The sequence below is a fragment of the Mesobacterium pallidum genome (assembly GCF_019966535.1).
Lineage (GTDB): Bacteria > Pseudomonadota > Alphaproteobacteria > Rhodobacterales > Rhodobacteraceae > Mesobacterium > Mesobacterium pallidum.
The window spans coordinates 83928-109904 of sequence record NZ_JAIMID010000008.1; the positions used below are offsets into that span (position 1 = coordinate 83928).

The window sequence follows — 25977 nt, forward strand, 5'->3', positions numbered from 1 at the left end:
TTCCGATGCTGGTTGACCACAAAAACATCACTCAACCCTTTCCACCCATGGAGATTTTCTCCACCAGATCACAATACGCGGGAATCGGGAGCGCGCGCAATAAATGCTTGCTGCAGCTGCGAAATGAACGATTTTCCGCCGATGTGGCGGGAAAGGCACGCAATTTCGGGCAAGGATCAATGGATCCCCAGCCGCTTGAAGACGGTGGCGACCATCAACCTGAAATCCCAGCAAACGTTTCTTTTTTCTTGGTAAATCAGGTCCAGCCGGGCCTTGGCCGGCACGCAGATGCGGGTGTAGACGGCCTCGGTTTCTTCCGGCGTGCGGCAGCGGGCCAGCAGGCGTTCTTCGCGCGCGTGGTAGACCAGAGTGGCGAGGCCGGTGATTCCCGGGCGGGATTTCAACACGTCGGCGTACAGATCGGGGAACATGTCGACGTAGCGACGCAGCGGCGGGCGCGGCCCGACAAACGAGATGTCGCCGCGAAAGACGTTCCACAACTGCGGGATCTCGTCCAGCCGGTAGCGGCGCAGGGTGGCGCCGGTATGGGTGATGCGATGCGCCTTGTCGCCGCCCGACACACCCGCGTCGGTCGCGACAGTCGTCATCGTGCGGAACTTGACCAGCCGGAACGGTTGCCCCAGCGCGCGCATCCGTTCGGAGACGTACAGGATCGGCCGCCCGTCACGCAGCAGGATCCAGGCCGCGACCCAGGCGATCACCGGGATCAGCACAAGCGTCAGCACAAGCGCACTGGCAAGGTCCAAAAGGCGCTTTGCCGGGGTCATGCCGCGCGCCACGCCTGCCAGTCGGCCACCAGCGCCGCGGGGTCACCGCTGGACCCGAGCGTCCCGGCAAGGGCCTCAAGCCGCGTGGTGTCCAGCCAGACCTCGGGGACGGCACCGGCGGGCGCCTCGGTCCAGGCGACGTCGCGCCCGGCTGCGCGGGCGATGGCATCCATGCCCACGGCCTGCGCCCCGCCGACGTTCAGCAGCGCGGGCAGCTCCGAGAGGTCACAGGCCACCAGCCGATCGAGCAGCGCGCAAAGGTCCGAAACCGCCACGTAGCTGCGCCGCGGGCCCCGGCCATCGGCAAAGCGGTCCAGCGTGACCGTGCCCCCCCGCTCGAGCGAAGCGAACAGGCTGTCGCAGCCGGCCACGTTGCCGATCCGCAGGCAACAGGACGCCGGCGCGGGAATCGCGGCGGCGGCGCGCTCCATCTCGACCTTGGCGGCGCCGTAAGGGTTGCGGGGATCGGGCACGGCGTCCTCGGTCAAACCGGTGGCCCCTGGCGCGTAGACCGCCCCGGTCGAGCAATGCAGCACCCGGTCTGCGCCCAGCGCGGCGCCAAGGTCCATCGCGGCGCGGGCCAGTGCGGCGTTCTGCGACAGGTCCCGCCCCGGCCTCGGCACCACGCCCCACAGCGCGACCACCGCATCCGCCCGGACATCCGGCACCGGATCGCCCGGCGCCCAGGTCACCTCGGCGCCGGACCGGCCAAGGGTGATCACAGAGCGGGCATCCCGGCCCCGCCAGCAGGCCATGACACGGCGCCCGACCTTACCCGAACCGCCCAGCACGACCATAGTTTTGCCATGATGCAAAGGAGTCACGTCTTTCCGCCGATGCCGAACCTGCCATGATTAACTGTTTGTGTATCACCCGGGCCGATCGCTAGAAAGACGGCAAAGACATAACAACCGCGGATGCGGAGGCGTGTGAATTGCATAACCGGACAGTGAAACTCATCCTGGCCCTGATGGCGTTTACGCTCGTCTCGGCCTGTACCCTGCCACGCGGCGCGGCGCTGCGATCAGAGATCGTCAAGGAATCCGAACAAGAGGACCCGACCTTCGCCGTGGTTCCCGTGACCCGCGCCACGGTGCCCTACGTCGCCAAGTGGCCCGTCACGGGCTGGAGCGGCAGCTACCACTGGATCGGCGCCACCCGTGCGCCCAAGTCGAACATCATCGCCGCCGGCGACACCATCGACCTGGTGATCTGGGACAACCAGGAAAACTCGCTGATCACGCCGACCGATGCCAAGGCGGTCACGATGAACGGCCTGCGCGTGTCGGCCAATGGCACGATCTTCGTGCCTTACGTCTACGACGTGGTGGTCCGCGGGCTGACCCCGGACGAGGCGCGCGAGCGCATCCAGTCGCAGCTTGAACCCATCGTGCCCTCGGCGCAGGTGCAGCTGTCGGCCACCAGCGGCCAGGACAACTCGGTCGACCTCGTGGGCGGGGTGAACGCGCCCGGGTCGTTCCCGATGCCGTCGCGCGATTTCTCGATCCTGTCGCTGATCGCGCTGGGCGGCGGCATCAGCCCCAACATCGAGAACCCGCTGGTCCGCCTGCAACGCAGCGGCACCACCTACGCCATCCGCGCGGAATCGCTGTTCGAGAACGCGTCGAACAACACCACCCTGCGGGGCGGCGACAAGGTCATCGTCGAGGACGACACCCGCACCTTCATGGCGCTGGGCGCGACCGGCACGGAAAGCCTGATCACCTTCCCCAAGGAGCACATCACCGCGATGGAGGCGCTGTCGCTCATCGGTGGCATCAGCGACAACCGCGCCAACCCCAAGGGCATCCTGATCCTGCGGGAATATTCGCCCAGGCACCTGCGCGCCGACGGTCTGAACGGCCCGTCGCGACAGCAGGTGATCTTCACGCTCGACCTGACCACGGCCGACGGGCTGTTTGCCGCGCGGAACCTCGCGGTGAACCCGGATGACACGGTCCTTGCGACCGAAAGCCCGGTCACCACGGTCCGCACGATCGCCGAGCTCTTCGGCACCTTCGTCGGCTTCGGCACCACGGTGAACAACGCCAGCAGCAGCGGCGGCAACTGATCCCGTCCGGCGCGCCGCCTAGCCTGCTGCCAGCAGCGGGCGGGCGCGCCGGATGCCGATCTGCATCAGCACCGTCGCCATCACGAAATAAAGCGCCACGCCGAAATACTGGCTGGGCAGCGCCAGCCCAAGATCGATCAGCGCCCCGGTCAGCCCCGGCCCCACGGCCGAGCCGAAGACCATGATCGCCGTCGACAGCGCCTTGATCGACCCCAGGTGCCCGGTGCCGTAGAAGGTGGCGAAGAAGGTCGCCGGCATGGTCGCCATGCCGCCATTCGTCAGCCCCATCAGGAACAGCCCCACCATCGCCCAGCCCGGGCTTGGGGTCACGGCAAAGACGACAAAGGCCAGCCCCAGCGGGATCTGGTACCAGGGCATCACCCGTTCGACCCCGAACCGGTCCAGCGCCCAGCCCGAGGCCAGCATCGCCGCGATGGCCGTCAGCGTGTAGAACGGGAACAGCGACACCAGCTCGAGATGCGTCCAGCCCTTCACCTCGGCGTAATGCACCTGGTGAAAGAAGAAGGCGGTGTTGAACGCCGCCGGCCCCAGCAGCGCCGGGATCATGAACCAGAACAGCCAGTGCCGCAGCGCCTGGTTGCGGGTCCAGTGGCGCGTCTCCATCCCCATGCTCTGTTCGCCCGCGGCAAAGCTTTGCGGCGTGCGTTCCTGGCGCAGCAGGCCCAGCAGCACCGGGATCGCCGCCAGCGCGATCAGCGCGGCCAGCAGCCACAGGTTTCGCCAGCCGGTCAGCGTCATCAGAAAGACGAAGGTAAGTGGCAGGATCGCCTCGCCCAGCGAAAAGCCCAGCGACGAGATCGACAGCGCCCGCCCCCGCGCGCCCACGAACCAGCGCGACACGGCGACGCTGGCGATCTGGCTCATCATCCCCTGCCCGGTCAGGCGCAGGCAGAAGACTGCCAGCGGCAGGATGTACCACGCCGGGTTCTCCGCCATGAAAAGGCACGCGGCCGCCAGCAGAACCAGCACCCCAGCCCCCAGCGTGCGGGCCCGAAAGCGGTCAGTCAGCCCGCCCGCCCAGACCATCACCAACGCCGAGGCCGTCGTGCCGATCGTGTAGATCCCGCCCCATTGGCCATGGGACAGCTGGAAATCCTCCATCACGTGGCCGGCGAAGATCGAGATGAAATAGGTCTGGCCGAAGCTCGACAGCAGGGTCAGCAGCATTCCGGCCAGCAACCAGCGGGCATTGAGCCGCAGAAAGTCTAGCAAGGGCATGGGGGCATCCTGCGGCGGGGTGCCGCGCGCAGATGGATGCCAGCCGCATGTAACCGGCGCAAGGGGGTCAGAAGTCGATTTCCATGATCCCGTCAGGGTCCACCGCGCGGCTGCGACAGAGGATCAGCGCGGTTTCGCGCTGTTTTGCCGACAGCACGTAGTCGCGGTGATCCACGTCGCCGCCCCTCAGCCCGCATTTGCAGACACCGCATAGCCCGTCCGAGCATTTCAGATCGACCGGGAAACCTGCGTCGATCAGCGCCTCGGCGGCGCTTCGGTCTGCGGGCACGGCGATCTCGGTCCCATCGTTCAGACGCAGGCGGAAGGGGAAATTCTCCCGCTCCGGCGCGTCGGGGACCGAGAAATACTCGCGGTGCAGCGCTTCGTCCGGCATCCTGGCGGCGCGTGCCGCGGTCAAGACGGCGTCCATGTAGCGGTCGGGCCCGCAGGTATAAAGCTGCGGGCCGGGGACGTTTTGGGCCAGTACAGTCTCGAAATCCGCGCGGGTACCTTCCTCGGTGACGTGCAGCCGCACCTTGTCCGACCATGGCGCCTGCGCGAGATCCGACAGGCAGGCCGCCGCGCTGCGTGACGGAACGGAGTAATGCAGCGCGAAATCCCGCCCCAGCGCATGCAGCCGATGGGCAAAGGGGATCATCGGCGTGATCCCGATCCCGCCCGCCATGAGAAAGCTGAAGGGCGCGTCCTCGACCAGGGGGAAGTGGTTCTCGGGATGCGACAGGAACACCCGCCGCCCCTCGGCAAAGATCCGGTGCATCAGCAGCGACCCGCCGCGCCCCGAATCCTCGCGCAGCACGGCAATCTCGTAGGCGTCGCGCCGCGCGGGATCGCCGGTCAGCGAATATTGCCGCAGGTATTCCGGCGCCACGACCACGTCGACATGGGCGCCCGCCGTCCATGCCGGCATGTCGCCTCCGTCCGGGCGCTGGAGCGTGTAGCGGGTGATCCCCGGCGTCTCCTGCACCACTTTCGTCACCCGCGTCTCGATCACCGGCGCCTCTTCGGCCGGGCGGGTGCGGTGCAGATGCGCCATCTCTCCGGCGGCCGTGCGCTGACGGTGCTCTTCGGCCGAAATCAGGGACTGATACGCCTGAATCCCCGCCTCCCGGTCCATCGGATGCGGATAGGGCCAGGGCGGCGGCGTCAGCGGCGCCGGGTAGACCGCCAATGTCTGCTCGGCCGGGTCGATGACCAACTCGGGCTGCAAGCCCCGTGCATTTACGGGCGCCTTGGCCGGGTGATAGGCACCGTCCACCTCGAGGCCGAGGTCCCACCACCATTTCTTGACCGGGTTCAGCCCGCCCCGCCCCAGCTTGTCGTCCAGCTTGGCCAGCCACGGCGCAGCGGCGGGAATGTTCGACGCGGCCCAGCGAAACGGCGCCTCGGCGAACAGCCCTTCGAGGTTCCACGGGCAGGTCTTCATGCAGCGTCCGCACATGGCGCCGCCCTCGGTCGTCAGCCGGTAGGTGGCGCAGCGCTGGCTGTCGCTTTTCCAGATCTCGTAACCGTTGAACATCTTTTTCGGCCCGGCCGTGATCGCACCCGAGGGACATTCCCGCGCACACTTGTTGCACGCGTTGCAAAAGGCCTGCAGGCCGAAATCGATGGGCTTGTCATGATCCATCGGCATGTCGGTCGTCACCACGCCCGACTTCAGCCGCGGCCCGAGGAAGGGGTTGAGGATCACCTCACCGATCCGGCTGACCTCGCCCAATCCGGCGAGCAGCAGCAGCGGCGGCTGCAACACGTCCCCGTCGATGGCCGTATGCGCCTTGGCCGCGTATCCGAGGTTGCGCAGCTGCCGCGCCATGACCCCGCCCAGCAGCGAAAACCGCAGGTAGGCGCGCATGGATTGGGCGACGCTGATCCAGTCGTCGCCGGATGCGCCCTCCATCGTCTCGAAGCCCTGGTCGACGATCATCGACACAGCATGGGGGTGGCTCGGGTCGATCTCATGCCCGCCGGCGTCATGCGAATACCAGGCCCAGTCGGGGCAACGCGAGGTGCCCACGGCATCGAGCCCGAGGAAATAGCTGGTGGCGCGGATGTTCTCGGCGTTCTTCGCGGCGTCCTGCGGACGCGGCCCGTCTGAGGGCGCGCCGTTCTGGATCAGGCTCAGCGCCGAGAGCAGCCGCCGCTGCGCGTAGGAGGTCGCGGATTTGCGCACGTAATGCCCGGCCTTGGCGGCGGCCTGCAGCGCTGGGCCCATGTCGCCGAACTGCGCCCGGGCGAAAAGATCGGCGCGCTTCGGCACGCGGGGCACGTTCGGCTCATCGATATAGGTGGTGGGCTGGTCGACACGCTTGAGACGCTCGAACGGGTGCGGACCCCTTGCATAGAGACGCTTTCGGTATGGATCGGTGCGGTCTTTCGATGGCAGGACCTGCGCGGCGAGGGGGCGGTCGGCCTCCATCTCGAGCGTCGTCGTCACGGCGGCCACGGCCCATCGCGGGCCGAAATACGGCGCGATCAGCCGCGCGCCCTCGGGCATGGCCAGCCCGGCGCGCAGCGCGGCGCGGCCTAGGTCGATGTCCGAGGTCGAGGCGGAGTGCGCCCGCGCCGGATGACCCAGCAGGCGCAGGTAATTGGCGATCACGCAGGCGGTTTCGGTGGCGCGAAAGGCAGCGCGGTGCGGTTCGGCATCGCGAATCCAGTCGGTGCCGGGTTCATCGGTGCGGGGCGCGCGGGCCTGCGGGTAGAGATAGACAATGGCGTGGGTATGCGCCTCGGCTCCGGTGTCGGGGGCGGCCAGCGCCTCGCGCAGCTCGGCCAGGATCGTGTCGATGCCGGTCGAAAGGGTGTTCGACTCCTTGGTCAGCAGGTCGCCGGCCAGCCGGTCGATATCCGGGTTGCGCATCGGGGCGATCCGCAGATCGGGCGTGATCCGGCAAATGCCGACCATGGCCGCGTCGTTGAAATAGCCGAAGGATTTCAGGTGCCGCGCCCGTTCGCACCGGTCCTCGGGCACTTCGGAGGGCACCGCTGCCACCGGCCCGTCGCGCAGCACGTCCATCATCGCCTGGTAATCGCGGATCGCATTGACGATGGACACCGGGTCGTCCGACCAGTCGAACCCCAGCTGTGCCGTCTGCCCCTCCCACGGCAGGGCAGCGTCCTGCCGCGCGAGCGTCTCGAGCGGCCAGGGCCCAAGGTGAAACGGCCGTTTCGCCGTCGACCGGAATTTCATGCGCGTCCTCCCCTGCACGGGCAGAGGTTAGGGCATATCACCAGGCAAAGGAAAGAGAGCGCCGCGTCAACCGCGCGAGCGGCGCAGGTAGACGTAATAGGCACCACCCCCGCCGTGTTTCAGATGCGCCTCGGAGACCTGCAAGACGATCCCGTACAACGGCGCCATGCGCAGCCATTGCGGCACCTGGTGGCGCAGCACGCCTTTCTGCCGCGGGATCGGGCCGTCGTCGTCGCCGCGCTTGCCCTTGCCTGTGATCACAAGCACCAGACGCCGCCCCATGGCGTGGCTTTGCAGGATGAACCCGGTCAGCGCGGGATGCGCCTGGGCCAGGGTCATGCCATGCAGGTCAATCCGCCCCTCGGGCTGGAGCTTGCCCCGCTTCATCCGGGTAAAGTTCTTGCGGTCCATCGCCACGGGCTGCCCGGCCAGCCGTTGGCCCAGCGGGCGCTGCAGGTCGTGGCCGGGGGGCGTGTGGGGCGCCTTGGTGCCGATCTCGAAGGGCGAGATCAGCTCGGATTTCGTCTCTGACACAGGGGTTTTTCGCGGTTTCGGCGCGGGCTGGGCCTGCCGCGCCTTCTTGGCCGGGTGCAGCGGCTCGGCCGTGCGGGCGACCTGGCGCCACAGCTCGAGGTCGTCGTCAGACAGCCGCCGGCGCCGGGTCATTCGACCGCCTCCGGCAGCATCGCATAGGCGCGCTGGATCGGCATCAGCACGACCATCCGGCCGGGATCGCGCAGACGCCCGGCCGCCTGCCCGGCCGCATCGCCGGTGCCAAAGAAGATGTCCGCCCGCTGCGCCCCCTTGATGGCCGACCCGGTGTCCTGCGCGATCATCAGGCGATGCAGCGGCCCGTCGCCGCCCTTCTCGATCCAGACCGGCGCGCCCAAAGGCGTGTAGCGCGGATCGACCGCGATCGACCGCATCGCGGTGATCGACCGGTTCATGGCGCCCAGCGGCCCCTTGGACGGGTCCACGTGGCTCACCTCGCGGAAAAAGACGTAGGACGGGTTGTGGTAAAGCAGCTCTTCGCCGTCCACCGGGTTGCGGCGCACCCAGTTCCGGATCACCTGCGCGCTGACCTGGTGGGCGTCGTAGACCCCGCGCCGCACCAGTTCGACCCCGACCGAGCGGTATTCGTGGCCGTTCGACCCGGCATAGCCGACGCGGATGGTGCCGCCTTCGTGCAGCCGGATGCGGCCCGAGCCCTGGATCTGCAAAAAGAACAGTTCGACCGGGTCATCGACCCAGGCAATCTCGAGCCCCCGCCCTTCCAGCAGGCCCAGCGACAGGATCTCGCGTCGCGAATACCAAACCCCGGCGCTGCGCGCCTCGGGCGGCATGGCATAGACGGGGTAGCGGAACCGGGCCGAGCGATAGCGCGACCCGTCCAGTTCCGGCTCGAAATACCCGGTGAAGAGCGCGTCGTCGCCGTCGGTCATCATGACCGGGCGAAAGAACAGCTCGAAAAAGGCGCGGCCGCTCGACTGGTCCTGCGCGGCGCGGCAGAGGGTGTCCCAGTCGACACCGTCGAGCCGGTCGCAGGTCTGGCGGAACACGTCCAGCGCGGCGTCGTGGTCATCCTCGGCCCAGCCGTCCAGCTCGGAGAAACTGAGCACCTGGATCTCGATGTCGGCCATCTGCGCCCTCGCCTCACCAGCCGCCAGCACGAGGCTGGCGAGAACGGCCAGCGCCGCGCGGATCATTCGCCCGTGGCGACCAGCGTCCAGTTCGGATCGTCCGCGCCCATCTTGCGGGCAAAGGTCCAGACGTCCTTCTGACGCTTGGGCGTGGTCGTGCTGCCCTCGATGATCTGGCCGGAGGAATCGCGCACGGCCTGCACCAGCTCACCGACAAAGCGCACGGTGACCTCGCCGATCCCGGTGTCATCGTCGAAGGTGGCATCGTCCAGCGCCATCTCGCGGACGCCGACGAACTCGGCCTCGATCTTCAGCCCCTGTTCCTCGCGCGACTGCACGACGCTGGCGAAGGCGTCGTAGACATCCTCGTCGAGGAAAGGCTTGATCTCGGCCAGTTCACCCCGCTCGAAGCCCATCAGGATCATCTCGTAGGCGCCGCGGGCCCCTTGCAGGAACTCGGCCACGTGGAACGTCGGCTCGGCGCGCTTCATCTTGGTCAGCGCCTCGGCGGCCTCGCTGCCCTCGGGAACGTGATCGACAATATCCCGGTCCGGTCCGCCCTCGATCACTTCGAAGTCGGTCCGGCGGCGTGCAGTCGTCGGGTCCTGGCGGACCGCCGGCGGCTTTTCGAACCCTTCTCGGGTCCCAAGCACGCTCTTGAGCTTCAGGATCAGGAACACCGCGATGCCTGCCAATACGAGAAGCTGGAGAATGGGTGAGTTCATCAAGTTCCCCTGTGGGTCCATGGAAATATCGGTTTGCGGACCTTATGTAGGTGCTGCGGCGGCGCAAGTCCACCGCGTGACACGTCTAAGGAGACCGCCATGTGGCTGCTGCTGGCCTTCATCGCCATTCCGCTGATCGAGATCGCGCTGTTCATCCAGGTCGGCGGGTTGATCGGGCTCTGGCCAACGCTGTTCATCGTGCTGCTCACGGCCGTGGTCGGGACGTACATGGTCAAGCAGCAGGGCATCTCGACGCTGAACCGTCTGCAAAGCTCCCTCAACCAGCTGACCGACCCGAGCGAGCCGCTGGCCAGCGGGGCGATGATCCTGTTCGCCGGCGCGCTGCTGCTGACGCCGGGATTCTTCACCGATGCGCTGGGGCTGGCGCTGCTGATGCCGCCGGTGCGGGCCGTGATCTTCCGCGAGCTGAAGAAGCGGGTAAAGGTCGAACGGTTCCAGCCCGGTGGCCCGCGCGGTCCGATGCACGAGCCGCGACGCGCCGATCCGGGCGTGATCGACGGCGAGTTTACCGAGGTCGACCCGGACAAGCGCCCGACCCATGCGCCCTCGGGCTGGACGCGTCACTGAGCGGGGCATTGAGACACCCGGCGCATGCTGGTAAGCCTTGCGCGTCAGATTTAAACCGAAGGGAATTGCCAGATGGCAGAGAACGAAACGAACGGAGCCGAGGCGGCCGCGCCGCAGCAGGCCCCCCAGGTCAAGATGAACGTGCTGGCGCAATTCGTGCGCGACATGTCGTTCGAAAACATCCTCGCGCAGAAGGGCTCGAGCGGCGACTCGCAGCCCGACGTGCAGGTGCAGGTGAACCTCGACGCGAAAAAGCGCCAGCCGGATCACCAGTACGAGGTGGCGATCAAGCTGAAGGTGGATTCCAAGACCAAGGAAAGCGGCAGCCAGCTGTTCCTGATGGAAATCGATTATGCCGGCGTCTTCCACATCGAGAACGTGCCGGACGAGCAACTGCACCCCTTCCTGCTGATCGAATGCCCGCGGATGCTGTTCCCGTTCCTGCGCCGCATCGTGTCGGACGTGACGCGTGACGGGGGCTTCCCGCCGCTGAACCTGGAAAACATCGACTTCCTGTCGCTCTACCGCCAGGAAATCGCCCGCCGCGCGGCTGCCGAGCAGCCCAAGGCCGACGCCTGACACCAGGCCCCGGGGCAGAAGGATCTTTTCACAAAGATCCTTCGTCCCGCCCCGCGCCGGTCAAAATTCTTCGTCAGAAGAATTTTGTCGCGCTCAGTTCCGGTATTTCGACCAGAGCGCCTTGTCCCCGATCTTTTCGACGAATGCGGCATGGGCCGCGCGCTCGCCTTCCGTGATCCGCGGCGGCAGGGCCTTGGGGCGCGGTCGGGGGCGCCAGGTTTCGCTGGTCTGCTGATCCGCGCTTGACCCCTGGTCGACGCTGCCCAGCACCAGGCCCGGCTGCTTGCCCCCGATCAGTTCCAGGTAGACCTCGGCCAGGATTTCACTGTCCAGCAACGCGCCGTGCAGCGTCCGGGCGGAGTTGTCGATGCCAAAACGCCGGCAGAGCGCGTCCAGCGAAGACGGCGAACCGGGGAATTTCTTGCGCGCGATCGCGAGGGTGTCGATCGCCTGGTCCATCGGCAGCTTGGGCATGTTCAGCCAGCCCAGCTCCGCGTTCAGGAACTTCATGTCGAAGCTGGCATTGTGGATGACCAGCTTGGCATCGCCGACGAAGTCCAGGAACGCCTGCGCCACGTCCTTGAACAGCGGCTTGTCGCGCAGGAACTCTTCGCTCAGCCCGTGGACGTTGAACGCCTCTTGCGGCATGTCGCGCTGCGGGTTGATGTACTGGTGATAGGTCTTGCCGGTCGGCACGTGGTTCCACAGCTCGACCCCGCCGATCTCGACCAGCCGGTCGCCGGAAAACGGGTCGAGCCCCGTCGTTTCCGTGTCCATCACGATTTCACGCATGCATCCCCCCTCTGATCCGACGAACCACGTCCCGCACCTGCGCGCGGGCATGGTCCAGCGTGTCGGTCACGATGACATAGTCCGACCGCGCGCATTTGTCATCGTTCGGCATCTGCTTGGCGCGGATCTGCTCGAACTGCGCCTCGGTCATGGTGCCGCGCGCCAGCACCCTCTCTCGCTGGAGTTCAGGCGGAACAGAGACACATGCGACCGCGTCCATGCCGGTGTTTCCACCGGTTTCGAACAGCAGCGGCACGTCGAAGACGACAATGTCCGCCGTGGCCGCATCGCGGAACGCCTTGCGGTCGGCACCGACCAGCGGATGCACGATGGCCTCGATCCGCCCCAGCGCCTCGGGGTCGGTCCCAATGATCGCGCGCAGCGCGTCGCGAGAGACGGCGCCGTCCACGATAGCCTCCGGAAAGGCGGCCTGCATCGGCGCGACGGCCGCGCCACCGGCGGAATAAAGGCGATGCACGGCCGCATCGGCATCCCAGACCGCGCAGCCCTCGTCCGCGAACATCTGCGCCGTCGTGCTCTTGCCCATGCCGATGGAGCCGGTGAGGCCAAGCGCAAAGCTCATCGCAGGATGGCCGCGCGCGTCGCCTCGTCCACCACGGGCCTTGTGCCGAACCAGCGCTCGAACCCCGGTACCGCCTGGTGGATCAGCATGCCAAGCCCGTCGACCGCCGTACAGCCGGCGGCCTGGGCCGTCAGCAGCAGCTTGGTTTGCAGCGGCGCGTAAACGAGGTCGTTGACCACGCAATCCGGCCGCAACCCGTCCAGCAGCACCCGAAGCTCGGGCTTGCCGACCATGCCAAGCGAGGTGGCATTGACCAGCGTCTTCGCCTCTTCGATCGCGTTGCCGGCCTGGATCCATTCGACCACGCGCACGCGCTTGCCGAAATCCTCGGCCAGAGTCTCGGCCCGCACCCGCGTGCGGTTGGTCAGCATCACCTCGGGCACGCCGGCATCCAGCAGCGTCGCCACCACGGCGCGCGCTGCCCCGCCAGCCCCGAGGACCACCGCTGGCCCCGCCTTGGGGTTCCAATGCGGCGCCTGCTGGCGCAGGTTCTCAAGGAACCCGTAGCCATCCGTATTGTCAGCGTGGATCTTGCCGTCCTTGCGGAAGATGATCGTGTTGGCCGAGCCGATCAGCGTGGCCCGGTCGGTGATCAGGTCTGCGATCTCGAGAATCCGCTCCTTGTAGGGGATCGTCACGTTGACCCCGACGAAGCCCAGCTTGGGCAGGGTGCGCAGCGCGGTCTCGAGATCCTCGCGCGCGATGTCCATCGGGATGTAATGCCCGCGCAGGCCCAGCATGCGCAGCCAGTAGCCGTGCAGTTGCGGCGACTTGCTGTGTGCGATGGGCGAGCCGATGACACCGGCCAGCGGGATCCTGTTGTCACTCATGCATCTATATCCTTGCGAAGGCTGAAGAAATTCAGCAATTCGAGCAGTGGCAGCCCCATGACCGCGAAATGGTCGCCCTCGATCCGGGCGAAGAGGCGCACGCCCTCTTCTTCCAGCTTGTAACCGCCGACCGAATGACGGATCGAGTCCCAGTTCCGCGCCAGGTAGGCGTCGAGATAGTCGTCCGAGAAGTCCCGCATCCAGAGGCGGACGGTGGCGACGTGGCGCCAGATCGGCTGGCCCTCGTGGAACAGCACGGCGGCGGAATGCAGCATGTGCTTTTCATTCCGCAGGGCTGTCAGCTGCGCGCGCGCCTCGTCCACATCGCGGGGCTTGTCGAAGAGCCGGCCGTTCAGGTCCAGCGTCTGGTCACAGCCCAGCACCATCGCCTCGGGCTGCATCCGGCCGACCTTGCCCGCCTTGGCCTCGGCCAGCGCATCGGCGATGTCGCGGGGGCGCGTGCCCTCGGCCAGCAGGCTTTGCTTGATCATGTCCTCGTCGACGCGAGGCTTGCGCACCTCGATCGTCAGCCCCGCGTTGCGCAAAAGCTGCGCACGGATCTCGGAGCCAGAAGCAAGGACGAGGGGCAAGGGCATGTGGACAGATCAGGGGATGAGGCTGTGGGACGGCATGTGACGGTTTGTGGGGTTTCGTTCGCATTTTGGCAAGGGACGTTAAGATCCCGGAAACCCCCTCACGCCCTCGATGGGTTCTCCTTCCGTGGACGGGATAAATCCGCGCCTGTGTCCAAAACGGTGACCCCCAAGCCGCTCACAAGGTTTTCCACCGGTGAGGACGAAGCTTTTTAAGGTCAAATGCCTGACAAGTTTGTATTAAATTCAATCGCTCAAGGTAAGCCGGACCGGGCGCGCCATCTTATCCCGATGTGGAGAACTGGTGGACAAGCGAGTAATCCACCGATTGGCTGCCCCCTACTTAAAACAACAATCTTTCTAAACTTTCTATTTATTCTTAGAGAGGGGAAACCCTGACCCCGAGGCGCCCATGTCCGATCTCCTGGCCCTGGCCTATCCTTACGTGAAAGCCTTTCACATCATGGCGGTGATGTCCTGGATGGCTGGCCTGTTCTACCTGCCGCGCCTCTTCGTGCATCACACCGAACAGGCCGAGGTCGGCAGCGAGATGGACCGCACCTTCCAGATGATGGAGCAGAAACTGCTGCGCCTAATCATGAACCCGGCAATGATCGCGACCTGGATCGCGGGGCTGTGCCTGGTCTTCACCCCGGGCATCGTCGACTGGTCATCGGTCTGGCCCTGGACCAAGGCGGCGGCGGTGCTGGTCATGACCTGGTTTCACCACTGGCTGGGCCTGCGCCGCAAGGACTTCGTCGCCGGGACCAACACCCGCCCCGGTCGGACCTACCGGATGATGAACGAGGTCCCGACGCTGCTGATGATCGTGATCGTGCTCAGCGTCGTGGTGAAATTCTGAACGATTGACTTTCGCTGCCGCCTCGCTGTAAGGACCTGCAGCACACGGCCCCAGTCCTTGGGGACCCGTCTTCCCATTTGCCATCACGCGATGCTGGACCGCCCGGTCCTCCGCCCGAGGAGCTGCCTCCGATGAACGACGAAATCGACACGATCACCGAATGCCTGGCGCTGGCCGATCTCAAGGCGCAAAGCCCCAAGGTCCTGTTGGCCATGGCCGAGGAGCTCGAGATCGAGAACGCCTCGACCATGCGCAAGGGCGAGATGATGTTCCAGATCCTGCGCGAACGCGCGGATGAAGGCTGGCAGATCTCGGGCGACGGCGTGCTCGAAGTGCTTCAGGACGGCTTCGGCTTCCTGCGCTCGCCCGAGGCGAACTACCTGCCGGGCCCGGACGACATTTACGTGTCGCCCGACATGATCCGCAAATGGTCGCTGCGCACCGGCGACACGATCGAGGGCGAGATCAAGGCACCCGACGAGAACGAACGCTATTTCGCGCTGACCGACGTCACCCTGATCAACTTCGAAGATCCGGAAAAGGCGCGCCACAAGGTCAGTTTCGACAACCTGACGCCGCTTTATCCCGACGAGCGCTTCAAGCTGGAAATCGAGGACCCGACAATCAAGGACCGCTCGGCCCGGATCATCGACCTGGTGGCGCCCATCGGCAAGGGCCAGCGCTCGCTGATCGTGGCCCCGCCGCGCACCGGCAAGACCGTTCTGCTGCAGAACATCGCCCACTCGATCGAGACCAACCACCCCGAGTGCTACCTGATCGTCCTTCTGATCGACGAACGCCCCGAGGAAGTCACCGATATGCAGCGCTCGGTGAAGGGCGAGGTCATCTCTTCGACCTTCGACGAACCGGCGACCCGCCACGTGGCCGTGTCCGAGATGGTCATCGAAAAGGCCAAGCGTCTGGTCGAGCATAAGCGAGATGTTGTGATCCTTCTCGATTCGATCACAAGACTTGGTCGCGCCTTCAACACCGTAGTGCCGTCTTCGGGCAAGGTCCTGACCGGCGGTGTGGACGCCAACGCGCTGCAACGGCCCAAGCGGTTCTTCGGTGCGGCCCGGAATATCGAGGAAGGCGGCTCGCTGACCATCATCTCGACCGCGCTGATCGACACCGGTAGCCGGATGGACGAGGTGATCTTCGAAGAATTCAAGGGCACCGGCAACTCCGAGATCATCCTGGATCGCAAGGTGGCCGACAAGCGCGTCTTCCCGGCGATCGACATCCTCAAGTCCGGCACCCGGAAAGAGGACCTGCTGATCGACAAGGTGGACCTGCAGAAGACCTTTGTCCTGAGGCGGATCCTGAACCCGATGGGCACGACCGATGCCGTCGAGTTCCTGATCTCCAAGCTCAAGCAGACCAAGTCGAACGCCGAATTCTTCGACTCGATGAACACCTGACGGGGTTCCCATGGACACAATCTTTGCGCTTGCCACGGCCCGCGGAAAGGCCGGGGTGGCGGTCGTGCGCGTCTCGGGCCCCGAGGCGTTCGCGGCCGGCACGGCGCTGTGCGGCGCCCTGCCCGCCCCGCGGCACAGCGCGCTGCGTCGATTGACAGATCCGGCCGGGGCCTTGATCGACGAGGCCCTGGTTCTGTGCTTCGAAGCCGGCCACAGCTTTACCGGTGAGCCGGTGGTTGAATTGCAGATGCACGGCAGTACCAGCGTCGTGTCCTATGTCCTGTCCCTTCTTGGCGACATGCCCGGACTGCGCCACGCCGAGGCCGGGGAATTCACGCGTCGCGCACTAGAGAACGGCCGGTTGGACCTGACGCAGGTCGAGGGCTTGGCTGACCTCATTGACGCCGAAACCGAGATGCAGCGCCGGCAGGCTGTCCGCGTGATGTCGGGCGAACTGGCACAGCGCGCCGAGGCTTGGCGGGCGAACCTGTTGCGCGCGGCCGCCCTGCTTGAAGCGACCATCGATTTCGCCGACGAAGAGGTGCCCGAGGACGTGACGCCCGAGGTGGTGGATCTGGTCTCGCGCACCTTGACCGAGCTGCGCCGGGATGAACGCGGTGTGAAAATCGCGGAACGGATCCGGCATGGCTTCGAGGTTGCCATCGTCGGCGCGCCAAACGTCGGAAAGTCCACCCTTTTGAACGCGCTGGCCGGTAGAGATGCGGCCATCACGTCCGAGATCGCCGGAACGACCCGCGATGTGATCGAGGTGCGGATGGAAGTGGACGGCTTTCCCGTGACCTTCCTGGATACCGCGGGGCTGAGAGAGACGGATGACGTGGTCGAGGCAATCGGCGTGGCCCGTGCGCGTGACAGGGCCAGGCAAGCGGATCTGAGGGTCTTTCTTGCAGCTGAAACGGACGTTGAAACGTCGCTATGGCAAGAGGGTGATATTCGATTCACGCCAAAGGCCGACCTGGTTAAAGATGAGCCTCAGTCAATTTCGGGCCGAACGGGCCAGGGGATTGATTCTCTCCTGCGTCACCTGTCGACCGTGTTTGCCGACCGGATCGTTGGCAGTGGCCTGGCCATTCGCGAACGCCACCGCGTCGCGCTGGCGTCTGCCGCAGATGCCTTGGACGCGGCGCTGCCTTTGATTGCCCAAGGTCCGGTCACCTATGATATAGCTGCCGAAGAACTCCACCGGGGGATTCGCGCGCTGCATATGCTGATCGGGCGTGTGGATGTGGAAACGGTGCTCGGTGAGATCTTCTCGAGCTTTTGCGTCGGCAAGTAAGGAGTGTTTCACGTGAAACATCTGGATTTCGATGTCATCGTCGTTGGTGGCGGCCATGCGGGGACCGAGGCCGCCCATGCGTCAGCGCGCATGGGGGCCCGAACCGCGCTGGTTACGCTCAAGCGTGCCGGTATCGGCGTGATGTCCTGCAATCCTGCGATTGGCGGGCTGGGCAAAGGCCACCTGGTGCGCGAGATTGATGCACTGGATGGTGTCATGGGTCGTGTCGCCGATGCAGCCGGGATCCAGTTTCGGCTGCTGAACCGCCGAAAGGGGCCGGCCGTTCAGGGACCCCGCGCGCAGTCGGACCGCAAGGTCTACCGGGAACGGATGCTGCAGGTGACCGAAGCCCAGCCGCAACTTGCCATCTTAGAAGGTGAAGTTGTCGATTTCCGTCTGGACGGAGAGCGCATCGCCGGCGTTGTGCTGGCAGACGGCTCCGAGCTGTCGTCTCGGGCGGTTGTTCTGACCACGGGCACCTTCCTGAAGGGTGTCATCCATATCGGCGACGTGAGCCGTCCCGGAGGTCGAATGGGCGACGACCCGTCCGTGCGCCTGGCCGAGCGGCTCAATGACATGGGACTTCTGATGGGGCGGCTCAAGACGGGGACCCCGCCCCGTCTGCGCAGTTCGACCATCGCTTGGGACAAGCTGGAAAGCCAACCGGGCGACGATGAGCCGGTGATGTTCTCGTTCCTGTCCAAGCGGCCGGAGATCGCGCAGGTGTCCTGCGGGATCACCCACACGAACGCGCAAACACATGACATCATTCGGGAAAACCTTGCTCGCTCCGCGATGTACGGGGGGCATATCGACGGAATCGGACCGCGCTACTGCCCCTCGATCGAGGACAAGATCGTGCGGTTCGCGGACAAGACCTCGCACCAGATCTTCCTCGAGCCCGAAGGACTGGACGCCGAAACTGTCTATCCCAACGGGATCTCGACCTCTTTGCCGCTCGATGTGCAAGAGGACTATGTGCATTCGATCTTCGGGCTCGAGGCGGCCGAGATCATGCAGCCCGGCTACGCCATCGAGTATGACTATGTCGACCCACGGTCCTTGGACCTGACGCTTTCGGTGCGGGACCAGCACGGGCTCTACCTGGCCGGCCAGATCAACGGCACGACCGGCTACGAAGAGGCGGCGGCACAAGGTATGGTCGCGGGCTTGAACGCTGCGGCGCGCGCCTTGAACCGGGACTCCGTCCAATTCAGCCGGACTGACAGTTACATCGGCGTGATGATTGACGACCTGACCACCCGCGGCGTGACGGAGCCCTATCGCATGTTCACATCCCGCGCCGAGTTTCGCTTGAGCCTTCGGGCGGACAATGCGGATCAACGGCTGACGGACATGGGCCGTAAGATCGGCTGCGTCGGGGATACGCGTTGGACCGCCTATTCCGCCAAGCATGCGGCGTTGGAACATGCGCGGGACCGGTTGCAAGCGCGGACTTTCACACCAAGCGAATTGCGGGATGCCGGGATCAAGGTGGGACAGGATGGCGCGCGCCGCTCGGCCTATGACGTGCTGGCATTTCCCGATGTTGACTTCGGTACCGTCCGTCAGCTCGACGGGTCTTGGAACGACATTCCGGCCGAGATCAGCCAGCAGCTCGAGCGGGATGCCCTTTATTCCAATTACATCGAGCGCCAGAAGCGCGAGGTTGAGGGCATGCGTCGCGACGAACAGCACGGGATTCCCGCAGATTTCGATTTCGGCGCGATTTCCGGCCTGTCCAACGAGTTGCGCACCAAGCTGGATCGGGTGCGACCTTCGACCTTGGCGCAAGCTGAGCGTGTCGAAGGAATGACGCCGGCTGCGCTGACGTTGATCCTTGCGAAACTCAGGCAGTCGAAACGTGAGCGCTCGGCATGACGGCGCCTGGCCTGGGGGATGTTTCACGTGAAACATTGGATCGTCTTGACGCGTTCGAAGCCCTGGTGGCGAAGTGGACGCGCAGGATCAACCTGGTCGCGCCATCAACCCTGCCCGACATTCGAACCCGCCACACCCTTGATTCGACACAGGTTTTCGACCTGGCACCACGAATTGCCCGTACTTGGGTGGATCTTGGCAGCGGCGGGGGCTTTCCCGGCATCATTTGTGCCATCCTCGCCAAAGACCTTGCGCCCGAGACGACCTTTCACCTGATCGAGTCGGATACGAGGAAGGCGACCTTCCTGCGCACCGCCATCCGGGACCTGGGCCTTCAGGCTCAGGTTCACGCAAGGCGCATCGAGCAGGTGCAGGACCTGAAGGCGGAGGTGGTGACCGCACGCGCCCTGGCCGACTTGGCCCGTTTGCTCGACCTGTCGGAGCCGTATCGCCAGGACGATACCGTCCTGTTGTTTCCCAAGGGTCAAAGCTGGCGATCCGAAGTCGAAGAGGCGCGGAATCATTGGTCATTCGACCTCGAAACCTGTACAAGTAAAACCAATCCAGCAGCTTCCATCCTCAAGATCACCGGAGTCGCGCGTGTCTGATTTTTCTTCGCCTGGCGGCACAAAAATCATCGCTATTGCCAACCAAAAAGGGGGTGTCGGCAAGACCACCACCACGATCAACCTGGGTGCAGCGCTGACCGAACTGGGTCAGAAGGTCCTTGTGATCGACCTCGATCCGCAGGGCAATGCCTCCACCGGCCTGGGTCTCGAGGCGCAGGATCGTGACCTGACGACCTACGAGCTGCTGCTCGACGATATCGACGTGCTCGAGGCGATCGTGCCGTCCGACACGCCCAACCTGTCGATCATCCCGGCCACGGTCGACTTGAGTTCGGCTGATATCGAGCTGATTTCGAACGAAAAGCGCAGCTTCCTGTTGCGGGATGCATTGCGCCAGGTGTCCCTGGCTCAGATGAACTGGGATTACATCCTGATCGACTGCCCGCCGTCGCTGAACCTTCTGACCGTGAACGCTTTTGTTGCGGCGGACAGCGTGCTTGTCCCGCTGCAAAGCGAGTTCTTCGCGCTCGAAGGGCTCAGTCAGCTCATGTTGACGATCCGCGAGATCCGGCACAGCGCGAACCCTGCCTTGCGGATCGAGGGCGTCGTCCTGACCATGTACGACATCCGCAACAAGCTGTCGCAGCAGGTCGAGGCGGATGCGCGCGACAACCTGGGCCAGCTGGTGTTCCAGACCGTGATCCCGCGCAATGTCCGTGTCAGCGAGGCGCCGTCCTACGCGATGCCGGTGCTGAGCTATGACACGAATTCGAAGGGCGCGATGGCCTATCGCAGCCTCGCCCACGAACTGATGAAGAATAACGCCACGCTGGCGGCCTGAGGAGACGCAGATGAACGACAGGACAAAGACCCGCGGGCTGGGCCGCGGCCTTTCCGCGCTTATGGCAGATGTGGGCCCGGTTGAGCAGCAGGGCGAAGCCCGTCGGGCAGAGGCGATGGTCCCGGTCGAAAAGATCTTCCCGAATCCTGACCAACCGCGTCGCACCTTCACGCCCGACCAGCTGGACGACCTGGCCAATTCGATCCGCACCAAGGGCGTGATCCAGCCGCTGATCGTGCGCGCCCGCCCAGAGCAACCCGGCACCTATGAAATCGTGGCCGGCGAACGTCGCTGGCGCGCTGCCCAACTGGCGCAACTGCATGAATTGCCCGTGCTGGTGCGCAATTTTACGGATACCGAAGTTCTTGAAGTCGCGATCATCGAGAACATCCAACGCGAGAACCTCAACCCGATCGAAGAAGCGGCGGGCTATCGTCAGCTGATGGACCGGTTCGGCCATACGCAGGAGAAGATGGCCGAAGCGCTTGGCAAAAGCCGCAGCCATATCGCCAACCTGCTCCGTCTGCTGAACCTTCCCGGCGAAGTGATCGAAATGGTGCGCGACGGGGATCTCACCGCCGGCCATGCCCGGACGCTGATCACCTCCGAGAACCCGGTGGGCCTGGCGCAGCAGATCGTCTCGCGCGGGCTGTCGGTGCGAGAGGCCGAGAAACTGGCCAAGGGGCCGGTTGCCCCGAAACCCGCCGCGCCCCGCCCGCCGAAATCGGAAAAGGATGCCGACACCCGCGCGATCGAAGGCGACCTGAGCGCCACGCTGAAGATGAAGGTCAGCATCGACCACAAGCCGGGGACCGAAGGCGGCACGGTGACGATCACCTACCAGACGCTGGAAGAGCTCGACGATCTCTGCCGGATGCTCAGCGGCGGCTGAGCCTCACATATTGGGCCGCGTCCAGATGAAGATCAGCACGCAGCCCAGCGTCACGGCCTGGATCGCCAGAACGACGGTCTTGACGTCGAGGTAGAGCGACAGCCCGAAAACCGCCGCGATAGAGACAGTGGCCCAGCGTTTCGCGCTGGGCCGGATCGCACCAGAGCGGTTCCAATCCTCGATCATCGGACCAAAGACGCGGTGCTCGATCAGCCAGGCGTGCATCTTCTCGGAGGAGCGGGCAAAGCAGAACGCGGCCAGCAGCATGAAGGGCACGGTGGGCAACAGCGGCAACACCACGCCGATCAGCCCCAGCCCGAGGGCGGTCAATCCGCACAGGAACCAGATCGGCCGCATATCCGCTTACTCCACGACCAGTTCACGCAGCACCGCGTTCAGCAGCACCCGCCCCTGCTGCGTCGCGATCAGCCGGGGGCCAGGCTTCAGCATCCCCATTTCCGTCAGCCTGTCGATGGCATTTGGGTTCAAAGGCGCCCCGTTCAGCGCGGCAAAGCGCGCCGGATCGATCCCCTCGCCCAGCCGCATGCCCATCAAAAGCATCTCGAGCGCCTGTTCGGTGCCGTCCAGCACCTCCCAGCTTTCACTTTTCCCATGAATACTCAAATTTTCCAGCCACTTGCCAGGAATACGCTCGGCCTCGGTGGCGTGCTTCACCCCGTCAAGTGTCACCCGCCCATGGGCACCCGGCCCAATGCCCACGTAATCGCCGTAGCGCCAATAGACCAGGTTGTGCCGGCTCTCCGCGCCGGGTCGCGCGTGGTTCGAAACCTCGTAGTTGAGCAAACCGGCTTCGCCACATAGATCTTGTGTCAGATCATACATGTCGGCGGAGATATCTTCGTCCGGCAGACCATGTAGTCCGCCGCGCGCAAAGCGGTCGCCAAAGGCGGTGCCCGGCTCGATCGTCAGCTGGTACATCGACAGGTGATCGACGGCCATCTCAAGCGCCTCGGTCAGCTCCGACCGCCAATCGTGCAAAGTCTGATCCTGCCGGGCATAGATCAGGTCGAAACTCACCCGGTCGAACTGCGCGCGGGCGATGTCGAAAGCGGCGCGGGCCTCTTCGACCGAATGCAGACGACCCAGACGGCGCAAATCGCGGTTGTTCAGAGCCTGAATGCCCATCGAAACCCGGTTCACGCCCGCCTGGGCATAACCCCGGAACCGTCCCGCCTCGACCGAGCCGGGGTTGGCTTCCAGCGTCACCTCGAGGTCATTGGCCAAAGGCCAGGCGCGGCGGACGGCGGTCAGCACGGCATCGACTGTCTCGGGCGCCATCAGCGACGGGGTGCCCCCGCCAAAGAACACGGAATTCAGCACGCGCGGGCCGGTCAGGGCGGCCATGCGCTCGATCTCGGCCACGTAGGCCGCCGCCCAGCGATCCTGGTCGATGAAGGCGGCGACGTGGGAGTTGAAATCGCAATAGGGGCATTTCGACTGGCACCAGGGCCAGTGGATATAAAGGCCGAAGCCTCCGTTCTGCCAATCCTCAGCCAAAACAGGCCGCGATCAGTTTCTTCAGCGCATCCGCCCGGTGCGAAATGCGGTTCTTTTCCGCCGGGTCCATCTCGCCCAGCGTGATGTCGTAGCCGTCGGGCATGAACATCGGGTCATAGCCATGGCCCTGCATCCCGCGCATCGGCCAGACGCATTGCCCGTCGATCTTGCCCTCGAACACCTCGTCATGCCCGTCGGGCCAGGCCAGCACCAGGGTCGAGCGGAACCGCGCCGTATGCGGCTGCGGCTTGCCCGACGCGATCAGCAGGTCATGCGTCTTGGTCATCGCCATGACGAAATCGCGCCCGTTGCCGGTTTCGGCCCAGTCGGCCGTGTTGACACCGGGCGCGCCGTCCAGCGCGTCCACCTCGATACCGCTGTCGTCGGAGAGCGCCGGCAGCCCCGTCGCCTTTGCGGCGGCATGGGCCTTGATCCGGGCATTGCCGACGAATGTCGTCTCGGTCTCGACCGGTTCAGGCAGGTCCATGGCCTTGGCGCCGATCACCTCGACGCCAAAGGGGGCCAGCAGCGCCTCCATCTCTTCCAGCTTGCCCGCGTTATGCGTGGCAAAAAGGATCCGGTCGCCCGAGAACTTGCGGCTCATGCGCAGGCGGCCTTCTGGATCGCGACCAGCTCCTTCACGCCCTTGTCCGCAAGGTCTATGAGGCTGTTCATCTGGTCGCGCGAAAAGGTGGAGCCCTCGGCGCTCATCTGCACCTCGATCAGCTTGCCTGACGCGGTCATGATGAAATTGCCGTCCACGCCGGCCTCGGAGTCCTCGGGGTAGTCGAGGTCCAGCACCGGCTGGCCGGCATAGATGCCGCAGCTGACGGCCGCGACCGGATCGGTGAGCGGATCGCTGACCACGTCGCCGACCTTCATCAGCTTGTTGACGGCCAGTTTCAGGGCGACCCAGCCGCCGGTAATCGAGGCGCAGCGCGTCCCGCCATCGGCCTGGATCACGTCGCAATCGACGACGATTTGCCGTTCGCCCAGCGCGACGCGGTCGACACCGGCGCGCAAGGAGCGGCCGATCAGGCGCTGGATCTCGACCGTGCGGCCGCCCTGCTTGCCCGCTGCCGCCTCGCGCCGCATCCGCGATGTGGTGGAACGGGGCAGCATGCCGTATTCGGCGGTGACCCAGCCCAGCCCCGTGCCCTTGATAAAGGGCGGCACCCGCGCCTCGACCGTGGCGGTGCACAGCACATGGGTGTCCCCGACCTTGATCAGGCAGGACCCCTCGGCGTGTTTCGTGACCCCGGTTTCGATTGAAACCGGCCGCATTTCACTTAGATCTCTTCCCGAGGGGCGCATGGGCTATCCTTTCGTCTGTCGCGCCCGGAATACGCGGGCAAGGGCCGGGTTCGCAACCCCGATTGACCTTTCCGCCCGTGCCGCTTTAATGGCCCATCGGATGGACAGGGGCTTATGACAGATACGTCGAAAATCCTGAACGAGATGAACGAGCGCTCGCGCGAGGTCTTTCGCCGCGTGGTCGAAGGCTACCTCGACAACGGGGAGCCCGTGGGCAGCCGCACCCTGACCCGCACGCTGTCGGAAAAGGTCAGCGCCGCGACGGTGCGGAACGTGATGCAGGATCTCGAGTTCCTGGGCCTGCTCGACAGCCCGCATGTCAGCGCAGGCCGGGTGCCGACGCAGCTGGGGCTGCGGATGTTCGTGGACGGTCTGCTCGAGGTCGGCGATCTCAGCGCCGAGGACCGCGAGCATCTCGACAGCACCATGGGCGGCGGCAACGACCCGACCAGCCTGCTGGACCGGGTGGGTCATGCGCTGTCGGGCGCGACCCATGGCGCGTCCCTGGTGCTGGCGCCCAAGCACGAGGCGCCGATCAAGCATATCGAATTCGTCAGCCTTGGCCCCGACCGCGCGCTGGTCGTGCTGGTCTTTGCCGATGGGCATGTCGAAAACCGCCTGTTCTCCCCGCCCCTCGGGCAGACGCCCTCGTCGATGCGCGAGGCGGCGAACTTTCTGAACGCGCTGGCCGAGGGTCGGACGCTGAGCGAGCTGCGCGAGGTCATGAAGACCGAGATCACGCGCCGCCGGCAGGAGATCGACAGCCTCGCCCGCGACCTCGTGGAAAGCGGGCTGGCCCTGTGGGAGAACGAGGGCGAAGGGACCGAGCGACTCATCGTCCGTGGCCGTGCCAACCTGCTGGGGTCCGAGGCCGAGGAAGAGGACCTCGAGCGCATCCGGACGCTGTTTGACGATCTAGAACGCAAGCGCGACATCCAGGAGTTCCTCGAACTCACGCAATCCGGCGAGGGGGTGCGCATTTTTATCGGGTCCGAGAACAAACTTTTCTCACTTTCGGGTTCCTCTCTGGTGGTGTCTCCCTATATGAACGCGGACCGAAAGATCATCGGCGCGGTGGGCGTGATCGGCCCGACCCGCCTGAACTATGGACGTATCGTCCCAATCGTGGATTACACGGCTCAGCTGGTGGGACGGCTGATGTCCGACCGAAGTCAGAGGTAGTGAAATGGCAGACAAGGCAGACGATTTCCTGGACGACATCGACGCCGCGGCAAACGAGGAATTTGCCGACGACATGGCCGAGATCGACAGCGACGCAGCCGACCTGGACGAGCTGAAGGCAGAGCGGGACGCGCTGCGCGACAAGTGGATGCGCGCGCTGGCCGACGCCGAGAACGCGCGCAAGCGGTCCGACAAGGACCGGCGCGAGGCGCAGCAATACGGCGGGTCGAAACTGGCCCGCGACCTGCTGCCGGTCTATGACAACCTCAAGCGCGCCGTCGAATCGGCCTCCAAGGCCGAAAGCGACGACCAGGCCGCGCTGATCGAGGGCGTGCAGCTGACCCTGCGCGAGCTGACCAACGTGCTGAAGAAACACGGCGTGACCATCATCACGCCCGAGGTTGGCGACAAGTTCGACCCGAACCAGCACGAAGCCATGTTCGAGGCGCCCCTGCCCGGCACCAAGGCCGGCGAGATCATCCAGGTTTCGGCCGAGGGCTTCATGCTCTACGACCGCCTGCTGCGCCCCGCGCAGGTCGGCGTGTCCAGCTTCACGGGCTAAGC

General features: G+C 65.2%; 27 protein-coding genes. 12 read left to right on the top strand and 15 right to left on the bottom strand.

The features are described from left to right. Positions 1 to 176: 176 nt before the first annotated feature. Together MF270_RS13095 and MF270_RS13100 are read right to left on the bottom strand one after the other, a co-directional pair. On the bottom strand, positions 177 to 788 hold the full coding sequence (locus MF270_RS13095; RefSeq protein ID WP_238366347.1) for a sugar transferase: 612 nt from the start codon (positions 786 to 788) through the stop codon (positions 177 to 179). After that, positions 785 to 1579 carry an NAD-dependent epimerase/dehydratase family protein gene (locus tag MF270_RS13100; RefSeq protein WP_238366348.1) on the bottom strand — a complete coding sequence of 265 codons (795 nt, stop codon included), beginning with the start codon at positions 1577 to 1579 and terminating at the stop codon, positions 785 to 787. The genes MF270_RS13095 and MF270_RS13100 overlap by 4 nt, the downstream gene beginning before the upstream one ends. Before the next feature lie 179 nt (positions 1580 to 1758). Between MF270_RS13100 and MF270_RS13105 the strand changes: the two genes are divergently transcribed. Next, positions 1759 to 2859: a polysaccharide biosynthesis/export family protein gene (locus MF270_RS13105; RefSeq protein ID WP_238366349.1), complete on the top strand. Its 1101-nt coding sequence runs from the start codon at positions 1759 to 1761 to the stop codon at positions 2857 to 2859. A gap of 18 nt (positions 2860 to 2877) precedes the next feature. Here MF270_RS13105 and MF270_RS13110 read toward each other — a convergent pair whose 3' ends face one another. From MF270_RS13110 to MF270_RS13130, 5 genes are all read right to left on the bottom strand, one after another. Continuing rightward, a complete protein-coding gene (locus tag MF270_RS13110; protein WP_238366350.1) occupies positions 2878 to 4098 on the bottom strand; it encodes an MFS transporter in 1221 nt (406 codons plus the stop codon). 67 nt (positions 4099 to 4165) lie between these two features. Further along, the gene (locus MF270_RS13115) at positions 4166 to 7306 is read right to left on the bottom strand and encodes a 4Fe-4S dicluster domain-containing protein (RefSeq protein WP_238366351.1); all 3141 of its coding nucleotides are present in this window, start codon (positions 7304 to 7306) and stop codon (positions 4166 to 4168) included. A gap of 66 nt (positions 7307 to 7372) precedes the next feature. Next, entirely contained in the window at positions 7373 to 7972 is a 600-nt protein-coding gene (locus tag MF270_RS13120) for a Smr/MutS family protein (RefSeq protein WP_238366352.1), read from the bottom strand. Continuing rightward, entirely contained in the window at positions 7969 to 9012 is a 1044-nt protein-coding gene (gene mltA / locus MF270_RS13125) for a murein transglycosylase A (RefSeq protein ID WP_418887884.1), read from the bottom strand. The genes MF270_RS13120 and mltA overlap by 4 nt, the downstream gene beginning before the upstream one ends. Beyond that, the gene (locus tag MF270_RS13130; RefSeq protein WP_238366353.1) at positions 9009 to 9671 is read right to left on the bottom strand and encodes a Tim44/TimA family putative adaptor protein; all 663 of its coding nucleotides are present in this window, start codon (positions 9669 to 9671) and stop codon (positions 9009 to 9011) included. Before MF270_RS13130 ends, mltA begins: the two co-directional genes overlap by 4 nt. 99 nt (positions 9672 to 9770) lie before the next feature. On the opposite strand from MF270_RS13130, the gene MF270_RS13135 reads away from it, so the two are divergent. Together MF270_RS13135 and secB are read left to right on the top strand one after the other, a co-directional pair. Continuing rightward, positions 9771 to 10259: an FxsA family protein gene (locus MF270_RS13135; RefSeq protein WP_238366354.1), complete on the top strand. Its 489-nt coding sequence runs from the start codon at positions 9771 to 9773 to the stop codon at positions 10257 to 10259. Positions 10260 to 10331: 72 nt separating this feature from the next. Then, on the top strand, positions 10332 to 10838 hold the full coding sequence (gene secB, locus MF270_RS13140) for a protein-export chaperone SecB (RefSeq protein ID WP_238366355.1): 507 nt from the start codon (positions 10332 to 10334) through the stop codon (positions 10836 to 10838). A 93-nt stretch (positions 10839 to 10931) separates the two neighbouring features. Here the strand turns inward: secB and dnaQ are convergent, their stop codons facing one another. From dnaQ to MF270_RS13160, 4 genes are read right to left on the bottom strand one after another with little or no spacing between them, the layout of a single operon-like run. Then, positions 10932 to 11630, bottom strand: a complete 699-nt coding sequence (gene dnaQ / locus MF270_RS13145) for a DNA polymerase III subunit epsilon (protein WP_238366356.1) — start codon at positions 11628 to 11630, stop codon at positions 10932 to 10934. Beyond that, positions 11623 to 12213 carry a dephospho-CoA kinase gene (coaE, locus tag MF270_RS13150; RefSeq protein WP_238366357.1) on the bottom strand — a complete coding sequence of 197 codons (591 nt, stop codon included), beginning with the start codon at positions 12211 to 12213 and terminating at the stop codon, positions 11623 to 11625. Before coaE ends, dnaQ begins: the two co-directional genes overlap by 8 nt. Continuing rightward, entirely contained in the window at positions 12210 to 13043 is an 834-nt protein-coding gene (locus MF270_RS13155; protein ID WP_238366358.1) for a shikimate dehydrogenase, read from the bottom strand. The genes coaE and MF270_RS13155 overlap by 4 nt, the downstream gene beginning before the upstream one ends. Continuing rightward, positions 13040 to 13639, bottom strand: a complete 600-nt coding sequence (locus MF270_RS13160) for a Maf family protein (protein WP_238366359.1) — start codon at positions 13637 to 13639, stop codon at positions 13040 to 13042. The genes MF270_RS13155 and MF270_RS13160 overlap by 4 nt, the downstream gene beginning before the upstream one ends. A 409-nt stretch (positions 13640 to 14048) precedes the next feature. Between MF270_RS13160 and hemJ the strand changes: the two genes are divergently transcribed. From hemJ to MF270_RS13195, 7 genes are all read left to right on the top strand, one after another. Continuing rightward, entirely contained in the window at positions 14049 to 14498 is a 450-nt protein-coding gene (hemJ, locus tag MF270_RS13165; RefSeq protein WP_238366360.1) for a protoporphyrinogen oxidase HemJ, read from the top strand. Positions 14499 to 14629: 131 nt separating this feature from the next. Continuing rightward, positions 14630 to 15919: a transcription termination factor Rho gene (rho, locus tag MF270_RS13170; RefSeq protein WP_238366361.1), complete on the top strand. Its 1290-nt coding sequence runs from the start codon at positions 14630 to 14632 to the stop codon at positions 15917 to 15919. A gap of 10 nt (positions 15920 to 15929) precedes the next feature. Continuing rightward, positions 15930 to 17216, top strand: coding sequence for a tRNA uridine-5-carboxymethylaminomethyl(34) synthesis GTPase MnmE (gene mnmE / locus MF270_RS13175; protein WP_238366362.1), 1287 nt, complete (start codon positions 15930 to 15932; stop codon positions 17214 to 17216). 12 nt (positions 17217 to 17228) lie between these two features. Beyond that, a complete protein-coding gene (gene mnmG / locus MF270_RS13180) occupies positions 17229 to 19097 on the top strand; it encodes a tRNA uridine-5-carboxymethylaminomethyl(34) synthesis enzyme MnmG (RefSeq protein ID WP_238366363.1) in 1869 nt (622 codons plus the stop codon). Then, complete coding sequence (gene rsmG / locus MF270_RS13185) at positions 19094 to 19705, top strand: 16S rRNA (guanine(527)-N(7))-methyltransferase RsmG (RefSeq protein ID WP_238366364.1); 612 nt, start codon at positions 19094 to 19096, stop codon at positions 19703 to 19705. Before mnmG ends, rsmG begins: the two co-directional genes overlap by 4 nt. Beyond that, on the top strand, positions 19698 to 20507 hold the full coding sequence (locus MF270_RS13190; RefSeq protein WP_238366365.1) for a ParA family protein: 810 nt from the start codon (positions 19698 to 19700) through the stop codon (positions 20505 to 20507). Before rsmG ends, MF270_RS13190 begins: the two co-directional genes overlap by 8 nt. Before the next feature lie 10 nt (positions 20508 to 20517). Continuing rightward, positions 20518 to 21399, top strand: a complete 882-nt coding sequence (locus MF270_RS13195) for a ParB/RepB/Spo0J family partition protein (RefSeq protein WP_238366366.1) — start codon at positions 20518 to 20520, stop codon at positions 21397 to 21399. Between the two features lie 3 nt (positions 21400 to 21402). Here MF270_RS13195 and MF270_RS13200 read toward each other — a convergent pair whose 3' ends face one another. From MF270_RS13200 to rph, 4 genes are read right to left on the bottom strand one after another with little or no spacing between them, the layout of a single operon-like run. After that, positions 21403 to 21756 carry a YbaN family protein gene (locus MF270_RS13200; protein ID WP_238366367.1) on the bottom strand — a complete coding sequence of 118 codons (354 nt, stop codon included), beginning with the start codon at positions 21754 to 21756 and terminating at the stop codon, positions 21403 to 21405. Between the two features lie 6 nt (positions 21757 to 21762). Then, the gene (gene hemW, locus MF270_RS13205; protein ID WP_238366368.1) at positions 21763 to 22917 is read right to left on the bottom strand and encodes a radical SAM family heme chaperone HemW; all 1155 of its coding nucleotides are present in this window, start codon (positions 22915 to 22917) and stop codon (positions 21763 to 21765) included. Beyond that, a complete protein-coding gene (gene rdgB / locus MF270_RS13210; RefSeq protein WP_238366369.1) occupies positions 22910 to 23521 on the bottom strand; it encodes an RdgB/HAM1 family non-canonical purine NTP pyrophosphatase in 612 nt (203 codons plus the stop codon). The genes hemW and rdgB overlap by 8 nt, the downstream gene beginning before the upstream one ends. Then, positions 23518 to 24231 carry a ribonuclease PH gene (rph, locus tag MF270_RS13215; protein WP_238366370.1) on the bottom strand — a complete coding sequence of 238 codons (714 nt, stop codon included), beginning with the start codon at positions 24229 to 24231 and terminating at the stop codon, positions 23518 to 23520. Before rph ends, rdgB begins: the two co-directional genes overlap by 4 nt. A gap of 114 nt (positions 24232 to 24345) precedes the next feature. Between rph and hrcA the strand changes: the two genes are divergently transcribed. After that, complete coding sequence (hrcA, locus tag MF270_RS13220) at positions 24346 to 25413, top strand: heat-inducible transcriptional repressor HrcA (RefSeq protein WP_238366371.1); 1068 nt, start codon at positions 24346 to 24348, stop codon at positions 25411 to 25413. Positions 25414 to 25417: 4 nt separating this feature from the next. Continuing rightward, on the top strand, positions 25418 to 25975 hold the full coding sequence (locus tag MF270_RS13225) for a nucleotide exchange factor GrpE (protein ID WP_238366372.1): 558 nt from the start codon (positions 25418 to 25420) through the stop codon (positions 25973 to 25975). The last annotated feature ends 2 nt before the right edge of the window (positions 25976 to 25977 follow it).